Here is a 21,923-nt window from a genome sequence, read left to right as displayed (position 1 = left end):
GCGAACGCACGCCGCAGACGGCCATGACCACGACGCGCCCGCCGATTGACCTGATGCTCGCCGACGCGCCTGCCGCGCCGGCGCGGGCGGTCGCGGGTGCGTCGCTTGTCGCCGCCCCGGCCGACGGCGCGGGTTCGTCTTCGGCTTCTGTTGCGCGTCGCAACCTGTTCGACCTGGACCGCACCTCGCTCGAGGATTTCTTCGAGCAGGTGCTGGGCGAGAAGCGCTACCGCGCCCACCAAGTGATGAAGTGGATCCACCACCGCTACGTCACCGACTTCGCCGGGATGACCGACCTGGGCAAGGCGCTGCGCGCCAAGCTCGAGCAGCACGCCGAAGTGCGCGTGCCGCAGCTGATCCTGGACAAGGCCTCCACCGACGGCACCCACAAGTGGCTGCTCGGCATGGACCCGAAGAATGCGATCGAGACGGTCTACATCCCCGACAAGGGGCGCGGCACGCTGTGCGTGTCGTCGCAGGTCGGCTGCGCGCTGAACTGCCAGTTCTGCTCCACCGCCACCCAGGGCTTCAACCGCAACCTCTCGACCGCCGAGATCATCGGTCAGGTCTGGATCGCCGCGCGCCACCTCGGCAACGTGCCGCACCAGCAGCGCAAGCTGACCAACGTGGTGATGATGGGGATGGGCGAGCCGCTGGCCAATTTCGACAACGTGGTCCGCGCGATGAGCATCATGCGCGACGACCTCGGCTACGGGCTCGCGAACAAACGCGTCACGCTGTCGACGGCCGGCATGGTGCCGATGATCGACCGGCTCGCCGAAGAGAGCGACGTGTCGCTCGCGGTGTCGCTGCACGCGCCGTTCGACGACTTGCGCAGCGAACTCGTACCGCTGAACAAGAAGTACCCCATCGACGTGCTGATGGACGCCTGTGAGCGCTACGCGCGCCGCAAGAAGGCGTCGGTGACGTTCGAATACACCCTGATGAAGGGCGTCAACGACCAGCCGCAGCATGCGCGCGCGCTGGCCCGCATGATGCGCGCGTTCGACAACGCGGTGCAGATGAAGGACGCCGCGAAGGTCAACCTGATTCCGTTCAATCCGTTCCCCGGGACGCGTTTCGAGCGCCCCGACGACGGGGCGATCCGCACGTTCCAGAAACTGCTCAACGACAGCGGCCTGATCGCCCCGGTGCGTCGCACGCGCGGCGACGACATCGACGCGGCCTGCGGTCAGCTGAAGGGGCAAGTGCTCGACCGGACCCGTCGTCAGGCCGCCTTCAACAAGCGGCTCTCGGACCTGGAGGCGGGCGATGCCGCGGCCTGACCGCCGGGGCCTGCTCGTTACCGTGCTGGCGTTGATCGCCGGCCTGTTGTTGGTATCCGGCTGCAGTCGGCTGACGTTCGTCCGCCAGAACTTCGAGCGCAAGGGCTTCGACCAGACGGCGCGCGACGTCGAGGTGTCCGATCGCGCGGTCGACCGCGGTGACGCGAGCGTTCGACGCCACGTGATCCTCGCGGCCGATCGGCTGGGTCGCGGCGACCTCGCTGGTGCGCGGCGCGAGGCGGAACTGGCTCTGAAGCAGGACCCGGCGTCTGCCGATGCGCACACCCTCCTGGCCGCCGCGCTCGAGGCCGGCGGCGACGGGGTGGGCGCGGGCAACCACTATCGGCGCGCCGCCGACCTGGCGCCCACCAGTGGCGCCGCGTTGAACAACTACGGCGCGTGGATGTGCGCGCAGGGCCGCCAGGCCGAGTCGCTGGCGTGGTTCGACCGGGCGCTGGCCGCCCCGGGCTACGCGAACCCGGCGACGGCTCTGGCCAATTCCGGCGCCTGCGCCGACCAAGCCGGGCAGGGCGAGCGTGCGCGGCGCGACCTGCGCCGGGCGATCGAGCTGGACCCGACCAATGCCGTCGCGCTCGGCGCGCTGGCCGAGCACGAGCTGCGCGCCGGCCGCGCATTCGAGGCCCGGGCCTTTTCAGAGCGCCGCCTCGCGGCGGCGCCGGCCGATCGGCGCTCGCTGCTGATTGCGTCACAGATCGAAGAGAAACTCGGCGACACGCGTGCCGCCGGGCGATACGTTCAGCGAATGAGGGCGGAGTTTCCCGACACCAGGGACTCCGGGACAGGGGATAACGGCAAGCCATGATCGAGTCGAACCAATCCGCGACCGAGTTCGGGGGACGCTGCGGCGCGCGCCTGCGCGAGGCACGCGAGGCTGCCGGCCTGTCGATCGAGTCCGTGGCCGCGCAGCTGAAGATGCCGGCCCGCGTGGTCCGGAGCCTGGAGTCGGACGACTGGAGCACGCTCGGCGCGCCCGTGTTCGTTCGCGGCCAGGTGCGCAGCTACGCGCGACTGCTCGGTGTCGACGTCGATCCGCTGCTCGAGCAGGCGTCGATCGCCACCGTGCGGGCCTCCAACCTCGTCAGTCACAACCACACCCCGACCTACCGCCGCGTTGCCGAGCAGTTCACCCGTCGCGCGGTGTACGTGGTGATGACCGCGGCAATCGCAGTGCCGGTGTGGTTCGGCGCGACGTACAAGCTGCGTGAGCCCTCGGCGGTCGAATCCCTCGAGCTCGAGCCCTCCGCGGGCGAGGTGGCGACGCCGGCCGTGGTCGCGGCGCCGCCCGTGCGCGAGCGCACGCCGGTGGTGGCGTCCATTGCGTCGCTCCCGGCCAAGCCTGCTGCGGCGTTGACGTTGTCGCTCACCGGCGACAGCTGGGTGCAGGTGTTCTCCGCCGACGGGCGCGAACTCGAGCAGGGTCTGCTGACGGCAGGGCAGAGTCGCAGCTATGCCGCCGGCGAAGTCGGCCGTGTCGTCATCGGCAACAGCGCCTCCGTGCAGGTGCTCAACGCGGGTCGCGCTGTCGACCTGGCACCGTTCAGCCGCGCGAACGTCGCGCGCTTTACGCTATCCTCTGACGGTTCCCTGACGCCGGTCGTGCAATGACCCGCGTCGCGGGTCGCTAGGCACGCACCGGCCCGCTCGGGCCGGCTTCCGCACACCGACCCCTGCCGATGGCGGGGGCGTCAGAGCATGCGAAATGGCAATTGACGATCTGTTGGACGAACACGAACAAAGCGAGCGCGTTCGCGAATGGCTGCGCCGCAATGGCGCTGGATTGATCGGCGGCGTCGCGCTGGGACTGGCGGCGATCTTCGGCTGGAAGTGGTGGGACGGCCAGCGCGCGAACCAGCGCATGGATGCCGCGAACGCCTACCAGGCCGCCATCGATGCCGTCGACGCCTCCGACGCGAAGGCCGCCGACAAGATCAAGGCGCTGCCGCCGGGCAGCTACGCCGACCTCGCGACGCTCGCGCTGGCCAAGTCGCAGGTGCTCGCTGGGCAACGTGACGCCGCGCTGGCGACGCTGCGCGGCATCAGCTCCTCGGATCCGGCCATCGCCGAAATCGTCAACCTGCGCATCGCGCGCCTGCTGCTGGATGCCGGCAAGGCCGACGAGGCGCTGAAGCTGGCCGGCCAGGGCGACTCGCCGGCCGCGCTCGAACTGCGCGGCGATGCGGAGTTGGCCCTGGGCCAGCGCGAACGCGCCCGCGATGCCTACGCCAAGGCGCTGCCGAAGCTCGACGTCGGTTCGCCGCGCCGTGGCCTGCTTGAACTCAAACTCACCGAAGTCGGTGGGACGCCGCCCCAGCCCGAGGCCAAGTCTTGATGAAGATGCAGTCCCGCTCGACCCTGTTCCGCGCCGCCACCGTCGTGGCCTGCACCGCCGTACTCGCCGGCTGCGCCACCGTCAAAGACTGGTTCGGCGGCGATAAGGACGACGACAAGCCGAACGAGCCGGTCGCGCTGGTCGACTTCGCCCCGTCGGTCGCGGTAACGCGACTGTGGTCGGCGAACGCTGGCAAGGGCGAGGGCGTGCTCGGCCTCCGCCAGGGCCCGGTGGTCGCCGACGGCCGCGTCTTCGCCGCGGCGCTCGAAGGTGGGGTGCGCGCATTCGACCTGCAGACCGGAAAGCCGGTGTGGACGTACGACAGCGACCTGCGCCTGTCCGGCGGGCCGGGCGTCGGCGACGGCATCGTCGTGATCGGCGGGCTCGACGGTGAGGTGGTCGCGCTCGACGCGTCGACCGGCGCCGAGCGCTGGCAGGCGAAGGTGGTCAACGAAGTGATTGCCGCGCCCGCCATCGGCGGCGGGCTGGTGTTCGTGCGCTCGAACGACGGACGCGTCACCGCGTTCGACGCGGCCTCGGGCGAGCGCCGCTGGTTCTGGAACCGCGACGTGCCGATGCTTTCGGTCCGTGGCAACGACGCGCCGGTGCTCGGTCCCGGTTTCGTGTTCGTCGGCAACGACGACGGCACCGTGGTCGCGCTGTCGGCGACCGACGGCCGCCCGCTGTGGGAGCAGCCGATCGGCCAGGCCGAGGGGCGTACCGAACTCGATCGCATGGCCGACGTCGACGGCACGCCGGTGCTCGACGGCGCCGCGCTGTTCGCCTCGAGCTTCAAGGGCCAGACGGTCGCGATCGACGCGCCGAGCGGCCGCCCGGCGTGGGCCGCGGAGTACGGCGGTGCCGGTCGCGTCGGCGTCGCCAGCGACCGCCTCGTCGTGGCCGACACGCGCGGCACCGTCTACGGCCTGGACAAGGCCAGCGGCAGCGCGCTGTGGAGCCAGCCGGGTCTGGCGCGCCGCAAGCTGACCGGCGCGGCGGTGCACGGCGACTACGCGGTGGTCGGCGACCTCGACGGCTACCTGCACTGGCTGCGGCTGGACAACGGCGATTTCGCCGCGCGCGAGCGCATGGGCGGCACGCCGCTGCGCGCCGCCCCGGTGGTGGTCGACGGGATCCTGATCGCGCAGAACATCGACGGCGAACTGAGCGCGTTCCGGCTGCCGTAACGCGCCATCGTCGGGCGGCACGTGCGCCCGATGGACCTCGAACGGCCCGGCGTCCTGCGCCGGGCCGTTTCCCTTTTGCGGCCCCGCCGGTCATCATGCCGGGCCGTGGGGTTACCTTGGACGCCACCGTCCAGCCCGTCGCCGGCCGTCCGGCCGCCGCCCCCTTCGTCCATTCCGGCTTCCGCCCATGCTTCCGCTCGTCGCCCTCGTCGGCCGTCCCAACGTCGGCAAATCCACCCTGTTCAACGCGCTGACGCGCACCCGCGACGCGCTGGTGCACGACCAGCCCGGCGTGACCCGTGATCGCCACTACGGCGTCTGCCGGCCCGAGGGTCAGCGCGCGTTCGCCGTGGTCGACACCGGCGGCATCGCGGGCGAGGACGAAGGGCTGGTCGGGGCGACCACGCGGCAGGCCCGCGCGGCGGCCGAAGAAGCGGATCTGGTGCTGTTCATCGTCGACGGGCGCGAGGGCGCGTCTGCGCTCGACGACGACATCCTGAAGTGGCTGCGCAAAGCTGCGCGTCCGACGATGCTGGTCGTCAACAAGACCGACGGCCTCGACGTCCAGGCGGCGCTGAACGATTTCGCCCGCTACGGATTTTCCGACGTCGTGCCGGTGTCGTCGGCGCACCGGCAGGGCATCGACACGCTGATCGACAGCGTGCTGGCCAAGCTGCCGGAAGAAGGCAGCGCCGAGGAGCTCGACAACGACCCGAACCGCATCCGTGTGGCCTTCATCGGGCGGCCGAACGTCGGCAAGTCGACGCTGGTCAACCGCCTGCTCGGCGAAGAGCGGATGATCGCGTCCGAAGTCCCGGGCACGACCCGCGATTCGGTCGCGATCGACATGGAGCGCGACGGCCGGCTGTACCGGCTGGTCGACACCGCCGGCGTGCGCCGCAAGGCCAAGGTCGAGGAGGCGGTCGAGAAGTTCTCGATCATCAAGACGCTGCAGGCGATCGAGCAGTGCCAGGTGGCGGTCGTGCTGATCGACGCCAGCGAGGGCGTGACCGACCAGGACGCCAGCGTGCTGGGCTACGCGCTCGACGCCGGGCGCGCGTTGGTCGTGGCCGTCAACAAGTGGGACGGGCTGACCGACTACCAGCGCCAGCAGGCCGAGAACCTCGTCGTACGCAAGCTTGGCTTCGTCGAGTGGGCCGAAGCGGTCCGCATCAGCGCCAAGCACGGCTCGGGGCTGCGCGAGCTGTTCAAGGCGATCCACCGCGCGCATGCCTCGGCGACGCGCGAGTTCGGCACCGCCGAAACGACCAAGGCGCTCGAGATCGCGTACGAGACCAACCCGCCGCCGGTGGTGCGCGGCCACGTGGCCAAGCTGCGCTTCGCCCATCCCGGTGGCAGCAATCCGCCGACCTTCATTGTCCACGGCACCCGCCTGCGCACGCTGAGCGATTCGTACCGCCGCTACCTCGAGAACTTCTTCCGCAAGCGCTTCAAGCTGGTCGGCACGCCGGTGCGGTTCGTGTTCAAGGAAGGCAGCAACCCGTACGAAGGCAAGAAGAACGTGCTGACCGAAAAGCAGGTTGCGAAAAAGCGCCGCCTGATCCGGCACGTCAAGCGCGGCAAGTGAACGCCCGCCGCGCGCGCCGCGAATCGTCGGCGATGTGCGGCGTGCCGCGGAGCATCGCGTGAGCGCGCCCGGCATCACCGTCGGCATCTTGGCGGGAGGGCGCGCGACGCGGCTCGGCGGGGCCGACAAGGCGTGGTTGGGCCGGGACGCACAGCCGCAGGTGCTGCGCCTCGCGCGCCGCTTCGCCGCGCATCCCGTGCTGGTCAGCGCCAACCGCGAGCTGCCGCGCCATGCGGCGCACGGGTTGACCGCCGTCGTCGACCGCATCGCCAATGCCGGCCCGCTTGCGGGCGTCGACGCGCTGCTCGCCGCGTGCGCCAGCCCGTGGCTGCTGACCGTGCCGGTGGACGTCCTCCGACTGCCCGACGACCTGCTGCCCCGCCTGCGGGCGGGCTCGGGTCACGGCGCCTTTGCGATCGACGCGGACGGCCCCCAGCCGCTGTGCGCACTGTGGCCGGTGGACCCCGCGCGCGCCGCGGTCGAATCGGCCGTGCACAGTGGCGACCGGGCCGTACATGCCGTGCAGTCGCGGCTGGGCATGGTCGGCGTGGCGTGGTCCGACCTGCTTTTTGGCAACCTCAACACGCCGGCCGATCTCGCCGCCGCCGGCATCCACCTTCCTCCACCGGACTGAGCGATGACCAGCCCCTTGCCCCCCGGCGTGCCGACCGGCGTTTCGTTCGACGACGCGCTGAAGATCGTGCGCGGCGTGGCGACGCGGCACGTCGTCGACGCGCAGTCGGTGGCGCTGTCGCGCGCACACGGACGGGTGCTGCGCGAGGACCTCGTCGCGCCGATGGCGCTGCCGGCGTTCGACAACAGCGCGATGGACGGCTACGCACTGCGCCACGCCGACCTCGGTGCTGACGGTGCGCGGCTGCCGCTTGCGGGCGAGCAGTTCGCCGGGCGTGCCCTGGATCTCGCCCTGGCGCCCGGCGCCTGCGTGCGGATCACGACCGGCGCGGCGCTGCCGGCAGGCGCGGACACGGTCGTGATCAAGGAGGACGTCGCGATCGACGGCGACGCGATCAGCGTCCCTGCTGGCCTGCCGTTGGGCGCCAACGTCCGGCGTCGCGGCGAGGATGTCGAACCCGGCGATCGGGTGCTGCGCGTGGGCCAGTGGCTGTCGCCGGCACGGGTGTCGCTGGCCGCATCGCTGGGACTGCCCTCGCTGAGCGTGTCGCGACGCCCGACGGTCGCGGTCTACACCACCGGCGACGAGCTCGTCGAGCCGGGGATCGCACTGGCGCCGGGCCAGATCTACGACAGCAACCGCGAGCTGCTGATGGGGCTGCTGCGCGCGGACGGGCTCGAGCCCACCGCCTGGCCGCGCCTGCCGGACGACCCGAAGCAGGTCGAGATCGCGCTGCGCGATGCGGCCTGCGCGTTCGACATGGTGCTGACCTGCGGTGGCGTGTCCGCCGGCGAGAAGGACCACCTGCCGGGCGTGCTGGCGCGCTTCGGCGAGGTGCACCTGTGGAAGGTGCGGATGAAGCCGGGGATGCCGGTGCTGTTCGGCAGCCTGGACCAGGCGCGGGTGCTCGGGCTCCCCGGCAATCCCGTGTCGGTGCTCGCGACGTACCTTACCCTCGGCCGGGCGCTGCTCGACGGCCTGCAGGGACGGACCGAGGCGCGCCCGGCGTGGCGCGCGCGGCTGGCCGCGCCGATCGACAAGCCGCACGCGCGCCGCGAGTTCGTCCGGGCGCGGCTCTTCAGCGACGACGACGGCATGCTGCGCGCGGATCCGAGCGCGGCGACCGGCTCGCATCGGCTGCGCGCGGCGGCGGACGCGAACGCGCTCATCGTCGTGCCGGACGGTCCGCAGCGTCTCGCAGTCGGCGATGCGGTCGACGTGCTGGTGATCGCCTAGTCGGCGCGCCGCGCGGGCAGGGCAGTGCCGCGCGATAATCGCGCGATGGCCGGACCCGCGATCCAGATCGAATCCCTCACCCCCGCGCAGGCGCATGAACGCCAGCGCGCGGGCGCCACGCTGGTCGACGTGCGCGAGTCGCACGAGCGCGCCGTCGGCCGCGCCGCCGGGGCGCTGGGCGTGTCGCGCGGTGAGCTCGAAGCCGCCCCGGCCTCCGCGCTGCCGGACCGCGCCGCACCGGTGGTGCTGATCTGCCAGGGCGGGAGGCGCTCGCTGCTGTGCGCACAGGCGCTGGCGGCGGCGGGCTACACCGCGCTCGCGTCGGTAGAAGGCGGTACCGAGGCATGGATCGCCGCGGGCCTGCCGGTCGAACGCGACGCGCACGACCTCGACTTCTACGAGCGCTACGCCCGCCACCTGCGCCTGCCCGAAGTCGGCGAGGCCGGACAGCGCCGGCTGCAGGCCGCGCGCGTGGCGATGGTCGGGGCGGGCGGACTGGGCTCGCCGGCGGCGTACTACCTCGCCGCAGCGGGCGTCGGCACGCTGGTGATCGCCGACGACGACGTCGTCGACCGCAGCAACCTGCAGCGGCAGATCCTGCACACCGACGCGCGCATCGGCATGGCCAAGGTCGACTCCGCGCGCGAGGCGCTGACCGCGCTGAATCCGTCGGTGCGCATCGAGGCGTTCGGCGAGCGCATCCGTGCCGGCAATGTCGAAGGCCTGATTGCCGGGGCCGACGTGGTCGTCGACGGCGCCGACAACTTCCCGGTGCGGTACCTGCTCAACGACGCCTGCATCAAGCTGGCCAAGCCGCTGGTGTATGGCGCCGTGCACCGTTTCGAGGGACAGGTCAGCGTGTTCGATGCCGGCCGCCGGCGCGGGCAGGCGCCGTGCTACCGCTGCCTGTTCCCCGAGCCGCCGCCGCCGGAGGCGGCCCCGAACTGCGCCGAGGCTGGCGTGCTCGGCGTGCTGCCCGGGGTCATTGGCCTGCTGCAGGCGACGGAGGCCATCAAGCTGATTCTCGGTATCGGCGAGCCGCTGGCCGGGCGCGTGTTGCACTTCGACGCGCTGGCGATGCGGTTCCGCGAGACCCGGCTGGGCGCGGACCCGGAGTGCGCCCTGTGCGCGCCGTTCACACCGTTTCCGGGATATATCGACTACGCGGCGTTCTGCGCCGCCTCGTAGACGCGCCGCCATCGGGGCCGGTGCAGGGAGCTGCCGATGCTGAAATGCCTGATGTTCCGTACGGTCCTGGTGCTGGCCGGCCTGCTCGCCGCCGACGCCGCGGCCGCCGCCGACGTGTGCCCGCTGGTGCGCAACCGCCAGTCCGCTCCCGATGTCGCCACGCGCATCGCGGCCGTTGCCTGCAGCGAGCACATGCTGTGGTACCGCCCGTTCATCGACGCGCAGGGCCGCCTGGCCAGCGTGTCCGTGGCCGAGGCGGAGAACACGGGGCTGGACGACGGCGGCACGCCGGCGTGGCTGCGCGTGGCCTCGTACTGGCGCGACAGCGGCGTGCTGCCGCGGATGTCGAGCTTCGACGGCGCGAACGACTGCACCTACGCGGGCGCCAACCGCTACTCGACCGTGCAGTGCCGCAGCTTCGTGATCGACCAGCCGTGGTCGGCCGCCTTCATCAGCTACGTTCTGCGGCGCGCCGGCGTGCCCGGCTTCAACGTTTCGCCCAGCCACGTGGACTACGTCCGCGATGCGTTGACCACGCCGGGCGAGAGCGCGTACGAGTTCCGCGACCCGGCCACGACCCCCCCGGCGACCGGCGACATGCTGTGCTACGTGCGCTCGCCCAACCGGGTGTACGGGGTCGAAGGCCTGCGTCAGGTGCTCAGCGCCGGGAGCGACGGCCTGCCGATGCATTGCGAGGTGGTCGTCGCCGCGAACCCGGGCGGCGACGGCATGGCTTACCTGATCGGCGGCAACGTCCAGCACAGCGTCACGATGCGGCTGCTGCCGATGAACCGCAGCGGCCTGCTGTGGACGCTGCCGCGTCGCGGCCAGGTCGACCCCGAGTGCGCGCCGGACACGGCGAGTGCCTGCAATTTCAACCGGCAGGACTGGGCGGCGCTGTTGAAGCTGAAGCCGCAGACGGTACTCGCGGCGCTACCGCCGCCGCCGCCGTTCCAGCCGGCCACCATGGCACCGCCGGCGCAGGCGTGCTGCGTGAACTGCGTCGTCGGCGCCGTGCCCAAGGTGCCGCGCTGCCCGAATCCCAACGCGCCGGCGGTCACCCCGGCGCAGGGCTCGCCGGCCGGGGGCTCCTAGCGGGGTTGGTCGTGGCTGCGCTGGGCGGCCTCGAACGCCGCGAGCTGCTCGGCCGTCGCCTCGCGCTGGTGCTTGCCTTTCCACTGGGCGAAGGGCTCGCCGTAGACCGCCTCGCGCGCCTCGTCCTTGGTCATGGTTATGCCACGGTGCTCGGCGGCCTCGCGGTACCAGTCGCCGAGGCAGTTGCGGCAGAAGCCGGCGAGGATCATCAGGTCGATGTTCTGCACGTCCGGGCGCTCGTGCATCAGGTGGTCGCGCAGGCGGCGGAACACGGCCGCCTCGATCTGCAGGGTTTCGAAATCGGTGTCGGCCATTGCGGCGGGCTCCGTGGGGGCGGGCGAGCAGGGTAGGCCTGCCGGGCGGCGATGTGGAAGCGTCCCGCGCCGTTCGCGTCCGTCGGCAGCCGCCGGCCGGGCAGACGCGGATGCGATAATGCGCGCCGACTTCGCGCAACCGCCCCGGCATGACCGCACCGATTCCCGCCCGCATCCTCGACGGCAAGCGCATTGCCGAGGACCTGCTCGACAACCTCAAGGCCCAGGTCGACGCGCGCGTCGCGGCGGGGAAGCCGCGTCCGGGGCTGGCGGTGGTGCTGGTCGGCAATGACCCGGCATCGAGCGTGTACGTCAAGAACAAGCGACGCGCCGCCGAGAAGGTCGGGATCCGGGCGATCGACTACGACCTGCCGGCCGACACCAGCGACGCCCAGCTGCTCGACCTGATCGACCAGCTCAACGCCGACCCGGAGGTCCACGGCATCCTGGTCCAGCTGCCGCTCCCGGACCGGCGCGACGCGACGCAGCTGATCCACCGCATCGACCCGCGCAAGGACGTCGACGGCTTCCATCCCGAGAACGTCGGCCACCTCGCGCTGCGCCAGTTCGGCCTGCGTCCGTGCACGCCGCGCGGCATCACCACGCTGCTGGGCTACACCGACCGCCCCGTGCGCGGGCAGAGCGCGACGATCGTCGGGGTGTCCAACCATGTCGGCCGGCCGATGGCGCTCGAGCTGCTGATCGCCGGGTGCACCGTGACCAGCTGCCACAAGTTCACGCCGCCGGCGGTGCTCGAGGCCGCCGTCCGCGGCGCCGACATCCTCGTCGTCGCGGTCGGGCGCCCGCAGCTGATCCCGGGAGAGTGGGTCAAACCGGGTGCGGTCGTGATCGACGTGGGCATCAACCGGCTCGACGACGGCCGGCTGGTCGGCGACGTCGGCTTCGCGGCTGCGGCCGAGCGGGCGAGCTGGATCACCCCGGTGCCGGGCGGGGTCGGGCCGATGACCGTCGCGACGCTGATGCAGAACACCCTGGAAGCGGCCGACGCGGCGGATTGAATCGGCCCGGGCGACATCGGCTGGACATCCGCGCGGGCAGGACGCGGCGTCCCGCCGGTCGGAGCGGCCGGGGCGGCCGACGGGTTACAATGACGCGCTTCATCCTCCCGGCCCTCGCCCATGCTGCGTATCCAGGCTGAAGCGCTCACCTACGACGACGTCTCGCTCGTCCCGGCGCATTCGACCGTCCTGCCCAAGGACGTCTCCCTCGACTCCCGACTGACCCGCGACCTGCGCATCCGCCTGCCGATCGTCTCCGCGGCGATGGACACCGTCAGCGAGGCGCGCCTGGCGATCGCCATGGCCCAGCTCGGCGGCATCAGCATCCTGCACAAGAACATGAGCCTGCAGGCGCAGGCCGCGCAGGTCGCCTCGGTCAAGAAGTTCGAGGCCGGGGTGATCAAGGAGCCGTTCACCGTCGGCCCCGAGACGACCATCGCCGAGGTCCTCAAGCTGACCCGCGCGCGCAACATCTCCGGCGTGCCGGTGGTCGACAACGGCCAACTGGTCGGTATCGTCACCAGCCGCGACATGCGATTCGAGAGCAAGCTCGACGATCCGGTCCGCCACATCATGACCAAGCAGGACCGGTTGATCACGGTCCGCGAAGGCGCATCGGACGAGGAAGTCATCCAGCTGCTGCACAAGCACCGCATCGAGAAGGTGCTGGTGGTCAACGACGGCTTCGAGCTGCGCGGACTGATCACCGTCAAGGACATCCAGAAGAAGTCCGACAACCCCAATGCCGCGTACGACAGCAGCGAGCGGCTGCTGGTCGGCGCCGCGGTCGGCGTCGGCGGCGACACCGAGGCGCGCGTCGAGGCGCTGGCCGCGGCCGGCGTCGACGTGATCGTGGTCGACACCGCGCACGGCCATTCGCAGGGCGTGCTCGACCGGGTCAAGTGGGTCAAGCAGCGCTTCCCGCAGCTGCAGGTGATCGGCGGCAACATCGTCACCGGCGACGCGGCACTTGCGCTGATGGACCACGGCGCCGATGCGGTGAAGGTCGGCGTCGGCCCCGGTTCGATCTGCACGACGCGCATCGTCGCCGGCGTCGGCGTGCCGCAGATCACCGCGGTCGACATGGTCGCCGAGGCGCTGCAGGACCGCATCCCGCTGATCGCCGACGGCGGCATCCGCTTCTCCGGCGACATCGGCAAGGCGATCGCCGCCGGCGCGTCGACGGTGATGATCGGCGGGCTGTTCGCCGGCACCGAGGAAAGCCCCGGCGAGACCGAGCTGTTCCAGGGCCGCAGCTACAAGAGCTACCGCGGCATGGGCTCGCTCGGCGCGATGGAGCAGGGCTCGAAGGACCGCTACTTCCAGGACGCGAGCGACGCCGACAAGCTGGTGCCGGAAGGCATCGAAGGCCGCGTGCCGTACCGCGGCCCGCTGCGCAACGTCGTCCACCAGCTTGCCGGCGGCCTGCGCGCGACGATGGGCTACGTCGGCTGCGCGACGATCGAGGACATGCGCAAGAAGCCGCAGTTCGTCCGCGTGACCAGCGCCGGCACGCGCGAGAGCCACGTCCACGACGTGCAGATCACCAAGGAACCGCCGAACTACCGCGCCAGCTGACGCGATCGAAGAAGGGAGACGGCAGCGTTTCCCTTCTTCGTTTTGGCCGCACTGCCTCACCCACCTGCTCTCGATCCGGACGCGACTGCCCCGATGACCGACATCCACACCGACAAGATCCTGATCCTCGACTTCGGCGCGCAGTACACGCAGCTGATCGCACGGCGCATCCGCGAGATCGGCGTCTACTGCGAGATCTGGGCCTGGGACCACGACCCGGCCGAAATCGCGAAGTACGGGGCGAAGGGCATCATCCTGTCGGGCGGCCCCGAGTCGACCACCGAGGCCGGCGCGCCCACGGCGCCCCAGCAGGTGTTCGACAGCGGCCTGCCGATCCTCGGCATCTGCTACGGCATGCAGACGCTCGCCGCGCAGCTGGGCGGATCGACCGAAGCGGCCGATGCGCGCGAGTTCGGGCACGCGGAGGTCCAGCTGGTGGCGCACGACGCCCTGCTCGGCGGGCTCAGCGACTACGGCGGCGAGCCGCGCATCGACGTGTGGATGAGCCACGGCGACCACGTGGCGACTGCGCCGCCGGGCTGGACGATCACCGCCGTCACCGACCGCATCCCGGTCGCGGCGATGGCGAACGAGGACAAGCGCTGGTACGGCGTGCAGTTCCACCCCGAGGTCACCCACACCAAGCAGGGCCAGGCGCTGCTGCGGCGCTTCGTCGTCGACATCTGCGGCTGCCAGACGCTGTGGACCGCCGACAACATCATCGACGACCAGATCGCGCGCGTGCGCGCCCAGGTCGGCAGCGACGACGTGATCCTCGGCCTCTCCGGCGGCGTCGACTCGTCGGTCGTCGCGGCGCTGCTGCACAAGGCGATCGGCACCCAGCTGACCTGCGTGTTCGTCGACACCGGCCTGCTGCGGTGGAACGAGGGCGACCAGGTGATGGCGATGTTCGCCGAGCACATGGGCGTCAAGGTCGTGCGGGTCGATGCGGCCGACCGCTACTTCAAGGCACTCGAGGGCGTCAGCGACCCGGAAGCCAAGCGCAAGATCATCGGCAACCTGTTCGTCGAGATCTTCGACGAGGAGTCGCACAAGCTCGCCAACGCCAAGTGGCTGGCGCAGGGCACGATCTACCCGGACGTGATCGAGTCGGCTGGCAGCAAGACCGGCAAGGCGCACGTGATCAAGAGCCACCACAACGTCGGTGGCCTGCCCGAGGACATGAAGCTCAAGCTGGTCGAGCCGCTGCGCGAGCTGTTCAAGGACGAGGTGCGGCGCCTCGGTGTCGCCCTCGGACTGCCGCGCGAGATGGTCTACCGCCACCCGTTCCCGGGGCCGGGCCTGGGCGTGCGTATCCTCGGCGAGGTCAAGCGCGAGTACGCCGAGCTGCTGGCGAAGGCCGACGCGATCTTCATCGACGAGCTGCGCAAGGCCGACCTGTACGACAGGACCAGCCAGGCGTTCGCGGTGTTCCTGCCGGTCAGGTCCGTCGGCGTGGTCGGCGACGCGCGCGCCTACGAGTGGGTGATCGCGCTGCGCGCCGTGGAGACCATCGACTTCATGACCGCGCACTGGGCGCACCTGCCGTACGACTTCCTCGGCCGGGTGTCGAACCGGATCATCAACGAGCTGCGCGGCGTATCGCGCGTGGTGTACGACATCAGCGGCAAGCCGCCGGCGACGATCGAATGGGAGTAGGCCTTCTGTCTTTTTGACCGGCCCTGACGACGGCACGGTGCGTCGCGCCGTCGCGGATGCCGGCCTGGGACTGCGGTGGCAGACTCGGCCTTCCACCCCGGTCGCCAAGGTGCCTTTCATGCGTCTGTTGACCCCGTGCTCGCCGCGCCTGGTCGCGCTGGCCCTCGTCACGCTGCTGATCGCGTCCCCGTTCGCTGCCCCGGCAGCCGCCAGCGGCGTCCGCCAGCAGGTCTACGAACTCCCGAAGGGCGCGCGCGTCCACGATGTCGCCGCCGATCCGGCCCCCGGCGGCCCGGTCTGGTACACCGCGCAGCGGCAGGGCGCGCTTGGCCGTCTCGATCCCGCCACCGGCCAGGTCCGGCAGATCCCGCTGGGCGAGGGCTCCGCGCCGCACGGCGTGATCGTCGGCCCCGACGGCGCGCCATGGATCACCGACAGCGGCCTCAACGCGATCGTCCGCGTCGACCCCAAGACCGAGGCCGTCACGCGCTTCCCGGTGCCCGCCGAGCGCGGCTACACCAACCTCAACACGGCGACCTTCGACGGTCGCGGCGTGCTCTGGTTCACCGGCCAGAACGGCGTCTACGGCCGTCTGGACCCGAGGAAGGGGCAGGTCGAGGTCTGGGACGCGCCGCGCGGACGCGGGCCTTACGGGATCGCGACCACGCCGTCGGGCGACGTCTACTACGTCTCGCTGGCCGGCAACCACCTGGCCCGGATCGACCTCGACAGCGGCAAGGCCACGGTGATCGAGCCGCCGACGCCGGGGCAGGGCGCGCGCCGCGTGTGGTCCGACAGCAAGGGCGACCTGTGGGTCAGCGAGTGGAACTCGGGCCAGCTCAGCCGCTACCGGCCGTCCACCGGGGAGTGGAAGGCGTGGATGCCGCCCGGCGACAAGCCGAAGACCTACTCGGTCTACGTCGACGAAACCGACAAGGTCTGGATCACCGATTTCGCCGCCAACGCGGTCCTGCGCTTCGATCCGGCCACCGAGCGGTTCGAGTCGTTCCCGAGCGACCAGCCCGGTGCGAACGTACGCCAGATGCTCGGGCGCAAGGGCGAAGTGTGGGCGCCGGAGTCCGGCACGGACCGCCTCGTGGTGTTCCGTACGGACGCCGAGTCGAAGTGAACGTCCGCGCCGCGTTTGCGGGCGGTCTGCTGGCCGCCTTGGCGCTGGGCGCCGCTCCAGCGGCGACCCAGGCGCTCGCCGGCCAGAGCGCCAGCGGGCAGGGCGGCCCGGCACGCCCCGCCGTGCGCATCAGCGTGCGCGGCGGCGACCCGAGTCGCGGCGCGGTCGTGTTCCAGCAGTGCTATGCCTGCCACTCGGTGGTGGCCGGAGAAGCCGGGCTCAGCGGGCCCAACCTGTTCGGCGTCGTCGGGCGCGCTGCCGGCGTTGAGGCCGGGTTCGACTACTCGCCTGCGCTGCGGGCCGCGGTGAGTGAGCGCGACCTGGCGTGGAGCGCGCGGGAGCTCGACCGTTTCCTGGCCGATCCCGAGCAGGCGCTGCCGGGGACCTCGATGGCGTTCGTCGGCCTCGCCGACCCGCGCGATCGGGCCGACGTCATCGCCTACCTCACCCGCGCCTCCGGCCCTTGAGGTTGCGGGCGCCGGAGGCGCCGCGATCGCCACGCGCCGCTATCCTGTCGCCAGTCCGTACCGAGCGCCCGCGTTGTCCGACCCCCTGCCGCTTCCGCACGCCACCCCGGGCGAATCCGCCGCGGACATCGACGTCCGCTGGATGCGGCATGCGCTCGCCTTGGCCGATCGTGCCGAGCGCGAGGACGACGAGATCCCGGTGGGCGCGGTGCTCGTGTCCGCCGAGGGCAAGGTGCTCGGCGAGGGGTGGAACCGCAACATCAGCGAGTGCGACCCGAGCGCGCACGCGGAGATCGTCGCGCTGCGACGCGCCGGCGCCGCAATCGGCAACCACCGCCTGCTCGGCACCACGCTGTACGTGACGCTGGAGCCGTGCGCGATGTGCGCGATGGCGATGATCCATGCACGCGTCGCGCGGGTGGTGTTCGGTGCGCGCGATCCGAAGACCGGTGCGGCGGGGAGCGTCTTCGACCTGCTCGCCGACCCGCGGCACAACCACCGCGTGGACGTCGTCGGCGGCGTGCTCGGGGACGACGCCGGCGCGCGGCTGACGGCGTACTTCCGCCGCAAGCGCGGCAAACCGGCCTGACCGGAGGCGCCGGGACGTCCCGGCGTCCCGAACCCGGGCTCAGCGGGACGCCGGCCGACGCTTGCGCGCGCGCACGTGGCCGTGGTCCATCTCCTCGTTGATCGCCAGCACCGCCATCGACGATTCGCGGGCCAGCAGCAGGCTGGCGGCGAACATCGCCAGCACGCCCAGCGCCGCGAGCGCGGTGGGCAGCACGCCGAAGCGGTAGCCGAGCACCGCATCGCCGGCGACGGTCAGGCTGGTCCCGACGAAGAAGCTGATGGCGATGTAGAGCAGTTGGCTGCCGCGCAGGATGATCTGGCTGCGCCGCTTCTGCATTGCGATGCGGCGTTCGAGCAGCTCGCGCTCGTCGTCGTCCTCGGCCTCGCCGAGTTCGCGCAGCAGCACGCGGGCGCGATCGATGACGCGCGCCAGCCGCGCGTTCGCGGACATCAGCAGCGATGCGGTCGCGGTCAGGAAGAACGCCGGCGCCAGCATCGAAGTCAGGATGGCGTAGTGGCCGAGGGTATCGGGCGAGGTCATCGCAGGCTCACTGTGCAGTGGGAAAGGGCGCGCGGCCCGTCGGCTATCATGCCGTCACCCGCATCCGCCCGCGAGCACACGATGGCCAAGAACGGCGCCGACCACCGGTTGATCTGGATCGACCTCGAGATGACCGGACTGGACACCGACCACGACTCGATCCTCGAGATCGCCACGGTGGTCACCGATGCCAATCTGGAGGTGCTCGCCGAAGGTCCCGAACTCGCGATCGCGCATCCGCTCGAGCGGCTCGAGGCGATGGACGACTGGAACCGCACCCAGCACCGCAAGTCCGGGCTGTGGCAGCGTGTGATCGACGATGGTGTCGGCATGGCCGAGGCCGAGCGGCGTACGCTCGAGTTCCTCAAGCAGTGGGTGGCGCCGAAGGCTTCGCCGATGTGCGGCAACTCCATCTGCCAGGACCGCCGCTTCCTGCACCGGCAGATGCCGACGCTGGAGCAGTACTTCCACTACCGCAACCTCGACGTCAGCACGGTCAAGGAGCTGGCGCGCCGCTGGTCGCCGGAGGTGCTCGCGGGGGTCGCGAAGGAATCCAAGCACACGGCGTTGAGCGACGTGCACGATTCGATCGACGAGCTGCGCCACTACCGCAGGTTCATGGGCGCGCTCGGCGGGAACGCGGCGGACTGAGCCGCGCGGCCCTCTACCGGTCGGAGGCGATCACGCCCGGGGCGCGACCGGGGCAGGAGGCGCAGACGCGTCGCCGTCGTCGCCCACCGAGCGCATCAGCAGCTCGTGCAGCGGCCGGCCGTCGGCATCGTGGTGGTACACGTGCAGGTTGCGCTGCGGGTAGGGGATCGACAGGCCGGCGTCGAGGATCCGCGTGCGGACCGCTTCGGTCAGCTCGCTGCGGGCCTCGCCGAAATCCTTGGTCTTGGTCCAGGCGAACAGGGTCAGGTCGACGCTGCTCTCGCTCAGCCGCGTCACCTGCACGAACGGCTCGGGCTTTTTCAGGATGAGCGCGTTTTCCGCGGCGATCGCCAGCAGCACTTCGCGCGCGGTGCGCAGGTCGTCGTCGTAACCGACGCCGACGAGGATCTCGATGCGGCGCTGCGGCTTGGCGGTGAAGTTGATGATCGGCGCGGTCGTGATCATGCTGTTCGGCAGCACGATCAGGCGGTTGTCGAACGTGCGCATGCGCGTCTGGAAGATACGGATTTCCTCGACGATGCCCTCGAGCCCGGCGGCCTGCACGTGGTCGCCATCGCGGAACGGGCGCAGCACGATCAGCATCACCCCCGAGGCGATGTTCGACAGCGAGTCCTTCAGCGCCAGACCGATGGCCAGACCCGCCGCGCCGAGCACGGCCAGGACCGAGGTCGTCGGCACGCCGCCCTTCTGCAGCGCGGCGATCACGACGATCACCACCATCGCCGCGTAGCTGACGTTGCGCAGGAAGCCCGACAGCGTGCCTTCGACGCCCGCACGTCCGAGCGCGCGCTCGATCGCACGGCTGATCCAGCGGGCGACCCAGATGCCGACCAGCAGGATCAGCAGGGCCAGGCCCCAGTTGGCCAGCGCCGCGGCCCAGTCGAACGCGCGCACGTCCAGCAGCGGGGCCGCCGACGTGGCGGCGATCGCAGGCTTCGCGGTGGCGACGGCGGCCGCGGCGGCACTCATGCCGGGCTCAGCCCTGCGCCGCCTTCGCCTTGGCCAGCTTCAGCCAGGTGTCGACGACCGTGTCGGGGTTCAGCGACACCGATTCGATGCCCTGTTCCATCAGCCACTGGGCCAGGTCCGGGTGGTCGCTCGGGCCCTGGCCGCAGATGCCGATGTACTTGCCCTTTGCGCGAGCGGCGGAGATCGCCATCGCCAGCAGCTTCTTGACGGCGGGATCGCGCTCGTCGAACAGCTTGGCGACGATTCCCGAGTCGCGATCCAGCCCGAGCGTCAGCTGGGTGAGGTCGTTCGAGCCGATCGAGAATCCGTCGAAGATGTCGAGGAATTCGTCGGCCAGCAGCGCGTTCGACGGCACCTCGCACATCATGATGACCTTGAGGCCGCCTTCGCCACGCTTGAGGCCATTGGCCTCGAGCACGTCGATGACCTTGCGGCCCTCGTCCAGCGTGCGCACGAACGGGATCATGATCCAGCAGTTGGTCAGGCCCATCTGCTCGCGCACCTTCTTGACCGCCCGGCACTCGAGCGCGAAGCAGTCGGCGAAGCTCGGGTCGACGTACCGGCTGGCGCCGCGGAAGCCGATCATCGGGTTCTCTTCGTGCGGCTCGTAGCGGCTGCCGCCGATCAGGTTCGCGTACTCGTTCGACTTGAAGTCGGACAGGCGCACGATGACCGGATTCGGCGCGAACGACGCGGTGATCGTCGCAATGCCCTCGGCCAGACGGTCCACGTAGAAACCGACGGGCGCGCCGTAGCCGGCGATCTTCTCGTCGATCTTCTTCTTCGTCGCCGCGTCCTGCTGCGCATACTCGAGCAGCGCCTTCGGGTGGATGCCGATGTGGCTGGCGATGATCATCTCCAAACGCGCAAGGCCCACGCCGGCGTTGGGCAGCATCGCGAAGTCGAACGCGCGCTCCGGGTTGGCGACATTCATCATCACCTTGAGCGGCGCCTCGGGCATCTTGTCGAGGTCGGCGACGTGGCGCTCGAACGGCAGCGCGCCGTCGTAGATGAAGCCGGTGTCGCCCTCGGCGCAGCTGATCGTGACGGTCTGGCCGTCCTGGATCGTGTCCAGCGCGTTGCCGGTGCCGACTACGGCGGGCACGCCGAGTTCGCGCGCGATGATCGCCGCGTGGCAGGTGCGGCCGCCGCGGTTGGTCACGATCGCGGCCGAGCGCTTCATCACCGGCTCCCAGTCGGGGTCGGTCATGTCGGCGACCAGCACGTCGCCGGGCTGGACCCGGTCCATGTCGTCGAGCGAACGCACGACGCGCGCGGTGCCGCTGCCGATCTTCTGGCCGATCGCCCGGCCTTCGCACACCACCGGGCCGCGCTGCGACAGCTGGTAGCGCTCGATCTGCGTCGCGTGCGCGCGCGACTTCACCGTCTCCGGGCGAGCCTGCACGATGAACAGCTTGCCGCTCACGCCGTCCTTCGCCCACTCGATGTCCATCGGGCGTCCGTAGTGCTGCTCGATGACCAGCGACTGCTTGGCCAGTTCGTGCACGTCGGCGTCGGAGATCGAGAACGCCGACCGCAGTTCGGGCGGCGTCGGCTCGGTGCGCACGCGCTCGCCGGGCTGGTCGGAATAGACCATCCGCAGCTGCTTGGCGCCGATCGAGCGGCGCAGGATCGCCGGGCGGCCCTGCTGCAGCGTCGGCTTGTAGACGAAGAACTCGTCCGGATTGACCGCGCCCTGCACGACCATCTCGCCGAGCCCGTAGCTCGAGGTGATGAATACGACGTCGCGGAATCCCGACTCGGTGTCTAGGGTGAACAGCACGCCGGACGAGCCGACGTTGGAGCGCACCATCAGCTGCACGCCGGCCGACAGGAACACGTCCTCGTGCTTGAAGCCGTGGTGCACGCGGTAGGCGATGGCGCGGTCGTTGTAGAGCGACGCGAACACTTCCTTGACCTTGTGCACGACGTCGTCGGCGCCGGTGACGTTGAGGAACGTCTCCTGCTGGCCCGCGAACGACGCATCCGGCAGGTCCTCGGCGGTCGCCGAAGAGCGCACCGCGACGGCGACGTCGCCGCCGCCGTTCTCGGCGCACAGGCGCGCATAGGCCGTGCGGATGTCGCGGTCGAGGTCGTCCTGCAGCGGGGCGTCGATGACCCAGCCGCGTATCTCCGCGCCGGCGGCCGTCAGCGCCCGCACGTCCTCGACGTCGAGGCTTGCCAGCTTGTCGTAGATACGCTCATGCAGGTGGTTGTGCGCGATGAATGCCTTGAACGCATCGGCCGTCGTCGCGAAGCCGCCGGGCACCGACACGCCCAGGCCCGCCAGGTTGCCGATCATCTCGCCGAGCGACGAATTCTTGCCGCCGACGCGGCCCAGGTCGGACAGGCGCAGCTCGTGCAACCACAGGATGTTCTCGTTCAAGGCGGGCTCCGGGGGGCGGGCAGGGCGGTCTGGCGGGCGCGGGCGGCGCGCGCAA

Annotated in this window: 21 protein-coding genes; 17 read left to right on the top strand and 4 right to left on the bottom strand. The window is 70.9% G+C overall.

What is annotated here, in order from left to right:
• The first annotated feature begins 23 nt into the window (after positions 1–23).
• The 10 genes from rlmN to D3A60_RS08405 all read left to right on the top strand — a co-directional run bounded on the left by rlmN (position 24) and on the right by D3A60_RS08405 (position 10,564).
• Positions 24–1,286: a dual-specificity RNA methyltransferase RlmN gene (gene rlmN, locus D3A60_RS08450; RefSeq protein ID WP_231120446.1), complete on the top strand. Its 1,263-nt coding sequence runs from the start codon at positions 24–26 to the stop codon at positions 1,284–1,286.
• Positions 1,273–2,109 carry a type IV pilus biogenesis/stability protein PilW gene (gene pilW, locus D3A60_RS08445; protein WP_119718243.1) on the top strand — a complete coding sequence of 279 codons (837 nt, stop codon included), beginning with the start codon at positions 1,273–1,275 and terminating at the stop codon, positions 2,107–2,109. Before rlmN ends, pilW begins: the two co-directional genes overlap by 14 nt.
• A complete protein-coding gene (locus D3A60_RS08440; RefSeq protein ID WP_119718242.1) occupies positions 2,106–2,912 on the top strand; it encodes a RodZ domain-containing protein in 807 nt (268 codons plus the stop codon). The genes pilW and D3A60_RS08440 overlap by 4 nt, the downstream gene beginning before the upstream one ends.
• Positions 2,913–3,006: 94 nt before the next feature.
• Positions 3,007–3,636, top strand: a complete 630-nt coding sequence (locus D3A60_RS08435; protein WP_119718241.1) for a YfgM family protein — start codon at positions 3,007–3,009, stop codon at positions 3,634–3,636.
• A 5-nt stretch (positions 3,637–3,641) separates the two neighbouring features.
• Entirely contained in the window at positions 3,642–4,823 is a 1,182-nt protein-coding gene (gene bamB / locus D3A60_RS08430; RefSeq protein ID WP_119719047.1) for an outer membrane protein assembly factor BamB, read from the top strand.
• 187 nt (positions 4,824–5,010) lie between these two features.
• Positions 5,011–6,411, top strand: a complete 1,401-nt coding sequence (der, locus tag D3A60_RS08425) for a ribosome biogenesis GTPase Der (protein WP_119718240.1) — start codon at positions 5,011–5,013, stop codon at positions 6,409–6,411.
• A 58-nt stretch (positions 6,412–6,469) separates the two neighbouring features.
• Positions 6,470–7,045, top strand: a complete 576-nt coding sequence (mobA, locus tag D3A60_RS08420) for a molybdenum cofactor guanylyltransferase (RefSeq protein WP_119718239.1) — start codon at positions 6,470–6,472, stop codon at positions 7,043–7,045.
• Between the two features lie 3 nt (positions 7,046–7,048).
• Complete coding sequence (locus D3A60_RS08415; protein WP_119718238.1) at positions 7,049–8,281, top strand: molybdopterin molybdotransferase MoeA; 1,233 nt, start codon at positions 7,049–7,051, stop codon at positions 8,279–8,281.
• A 60-nt stretch (positions 8,282–8,341) separates the two neighbouring features.
• Entirely contained in the window at positions 8,342–9,469 is a 1,128-nt protein-coding gene (moeB, locus tag D3A60_RS08410) for a molybdopterin-synthase adenylyltransferase MoeB (protein WP_119719046.1), read from the top strand.
• A 51-nt stretch (positions 9,470–9,520) separates the two neighbouring features.
• Complete coding sequence (locus tag D3A60_RS08405) at positions 9,521–10,564, top strand: DUF2272 domain-containing protein (protein WP_157981435.1); 1,044 nt, start codon at positions 9,521–9,523, stop codon at positions 10,562–10,564.
• Here the strand turns inward: D3A60_RS08405 and D3A60_RS08400 are convergent.
• Positions 10,561–10,878, bottom strand: a complete 318-nt coding sequence (locus D3A60_RS08400; protein WP_119718236.1) for a DUF1244 domain-containing protein — start codon at positions 10,876–10,878, stop codon at positions 10,561–10,563. The genes D3A60_RS08405 and D3A60_RS08400 overlap by 4 nt on opposite strands.
• A gap of 149 nt (positions 10,879–11,027) precedes the next feature.
• On the opposite strand from D3A60_RS08400, the gene folD reads away from it, so the two are divergent.
• From folD to tadA, 6 genes are all read left to right on the top strand, one after another.
• A complete protein-coding gene (gene folD, locus D3A60_RS08395) occupies positions 11,028–11,897 on the top strand; it encodes a bifunctional methylenetetrahydrofolate dehydrogenase/methenyltetrahydrofolate cyclohydrolase FolD (RefSeq protein WP_119718235.1) in 870 nt (289 codons plus the stop codon).
• A 120-nt stretch (positions 11,898–12,017) separates the two neighbouring features.
• The gene (gene guaB, locus D3A60_RS08390) at positions 12,018–13,475 is read left to right on the top strand and encodes an IMP dehydrogenase (protein WP_119718234.1); all 1,458 of its coding nucleotides are present in this window, start codon (positions 12,018–12,020) and stop codon (positions 13,473–13,475) included.
• 93 nt (positions 13,476–13,568) lie between these two features.
• Entirely contained in the window at positions 13,569–15,134 is a 1,566-nt protein-coding gene (gene guaA / locus D3A60_RS08385) for a glutamine-hydrolyzing GMP synthase (protein WP_119718233.1), read from the top strand.
• A 118-nt stretch (positions 15,135–15,252) separates the two neighbouring features.
• A complete protein-coding gene (locus tag D3A60_RS08380; protein WP_119718232.1) occupies positions 15,253–16,263 on the top strand; it encodes a Vgb family protein in 1,011 nt (336 codons plus the stop codon).
• Positions 16,260–16,730: a c-type cytochrome gene (locus tag D3A60_RS08375; RefSeq protein ID WP_196778692.1), complete on the top strand. Its 471-nt coding sequence runs from the start codon at positions 16,260–16,262 to the stop codon at positions 16,728–16,730. Before D3A60_RS08380 ends, D3A60_RS08375 begins: the two co-directional genes overlap by 4 nt.
• 142 nt (positions 16,731–16,872) lie before the next feature.
• Positions 16,873–17,319, top strand: a complete 447-nt coding sequence (gene tadA / locus D3A60_RS08370) for a tRNA adenosine(34) deaminase TadA (protein ID WP_119719044.1) — start codon at positions 16,873–16,875, stop codon at positions 17,317–17,319.
• 39 nt (positions 17,320–17,358) lie between these two features.
• On the opposite strand, the gene D3A60_RS08365 is transcribed toward tadA, so the two are convergent.
• Entirely contained in the window at positions 17,359–17,841 is a 483-nt protein-coding gene (locus D3A60_RS08365; protein ID WP_119718231.1) for a DUF2721 domain-containing protein, read from the bottom strand.
• 81 nt (positions 17,842–17,922) lie between these two features.
• Between D3A60_RS08365 and orn the strand changes: the two genes are divergently transcribed.
• Positions 17,923–18,492: an oligoribonuclease gene (gene orn, locus D3A60_RS08360; protein WP_119718230.1), complete on the top strand. Its 570-nt coding sequence runs from the start codon at positions 17,923–17,925 to the stop codon at positions 18,490–18,492.
• Between the two features lie 30 nt (positions 18,493–18,522).
• Here orn and D3A60_RS08355 read toward each other — a convergent pair whose 3' ends face one another.
• A complete protein-coding gene (locus D3A60_RS08355) occupies positions 18,523–19,482 on the bottom strand; it encodes a mechanosensitive ion channel family protein (protein ID WP_119718229.1) in 960 nt (319 codons plus the stop codon).
• 7 nt (positions 19,483–19,489) lie between these two features.
• Positions 19,490–21,868 carry a phosphoenolpyruvate synthase gene (ppsA, locus tag D3A60_RS08350; protein ID WP_119718228.1) on the bottom strand — a complete coding sequence of 793 codons (2,379 nt, stop codon included), beginning with the start codon at positions 21,866–21,868 and terminating at the stop codon, positions 19,490–19,492.
• Positions 21,869–21,923 lie beyond the last annotated feature (55 nt).

Source organism: Cognatilysobacter tabacisoli (genome assembly GCF_003586305.1).
GTDB classification, from domain to species: Bacteria; Pseudomonadota; Gammaproteobacteria; order Xanthomonadales; family Xanthomonadaceae; genus Cognatilysobacter_A; species Cognatilysobacter_A tabacisoli.
The sequence above is the reverse complement of the archived record's forward strand: the minus strand, read 5'-3'. Positions and strand labels throughout refer to the sequence as shown.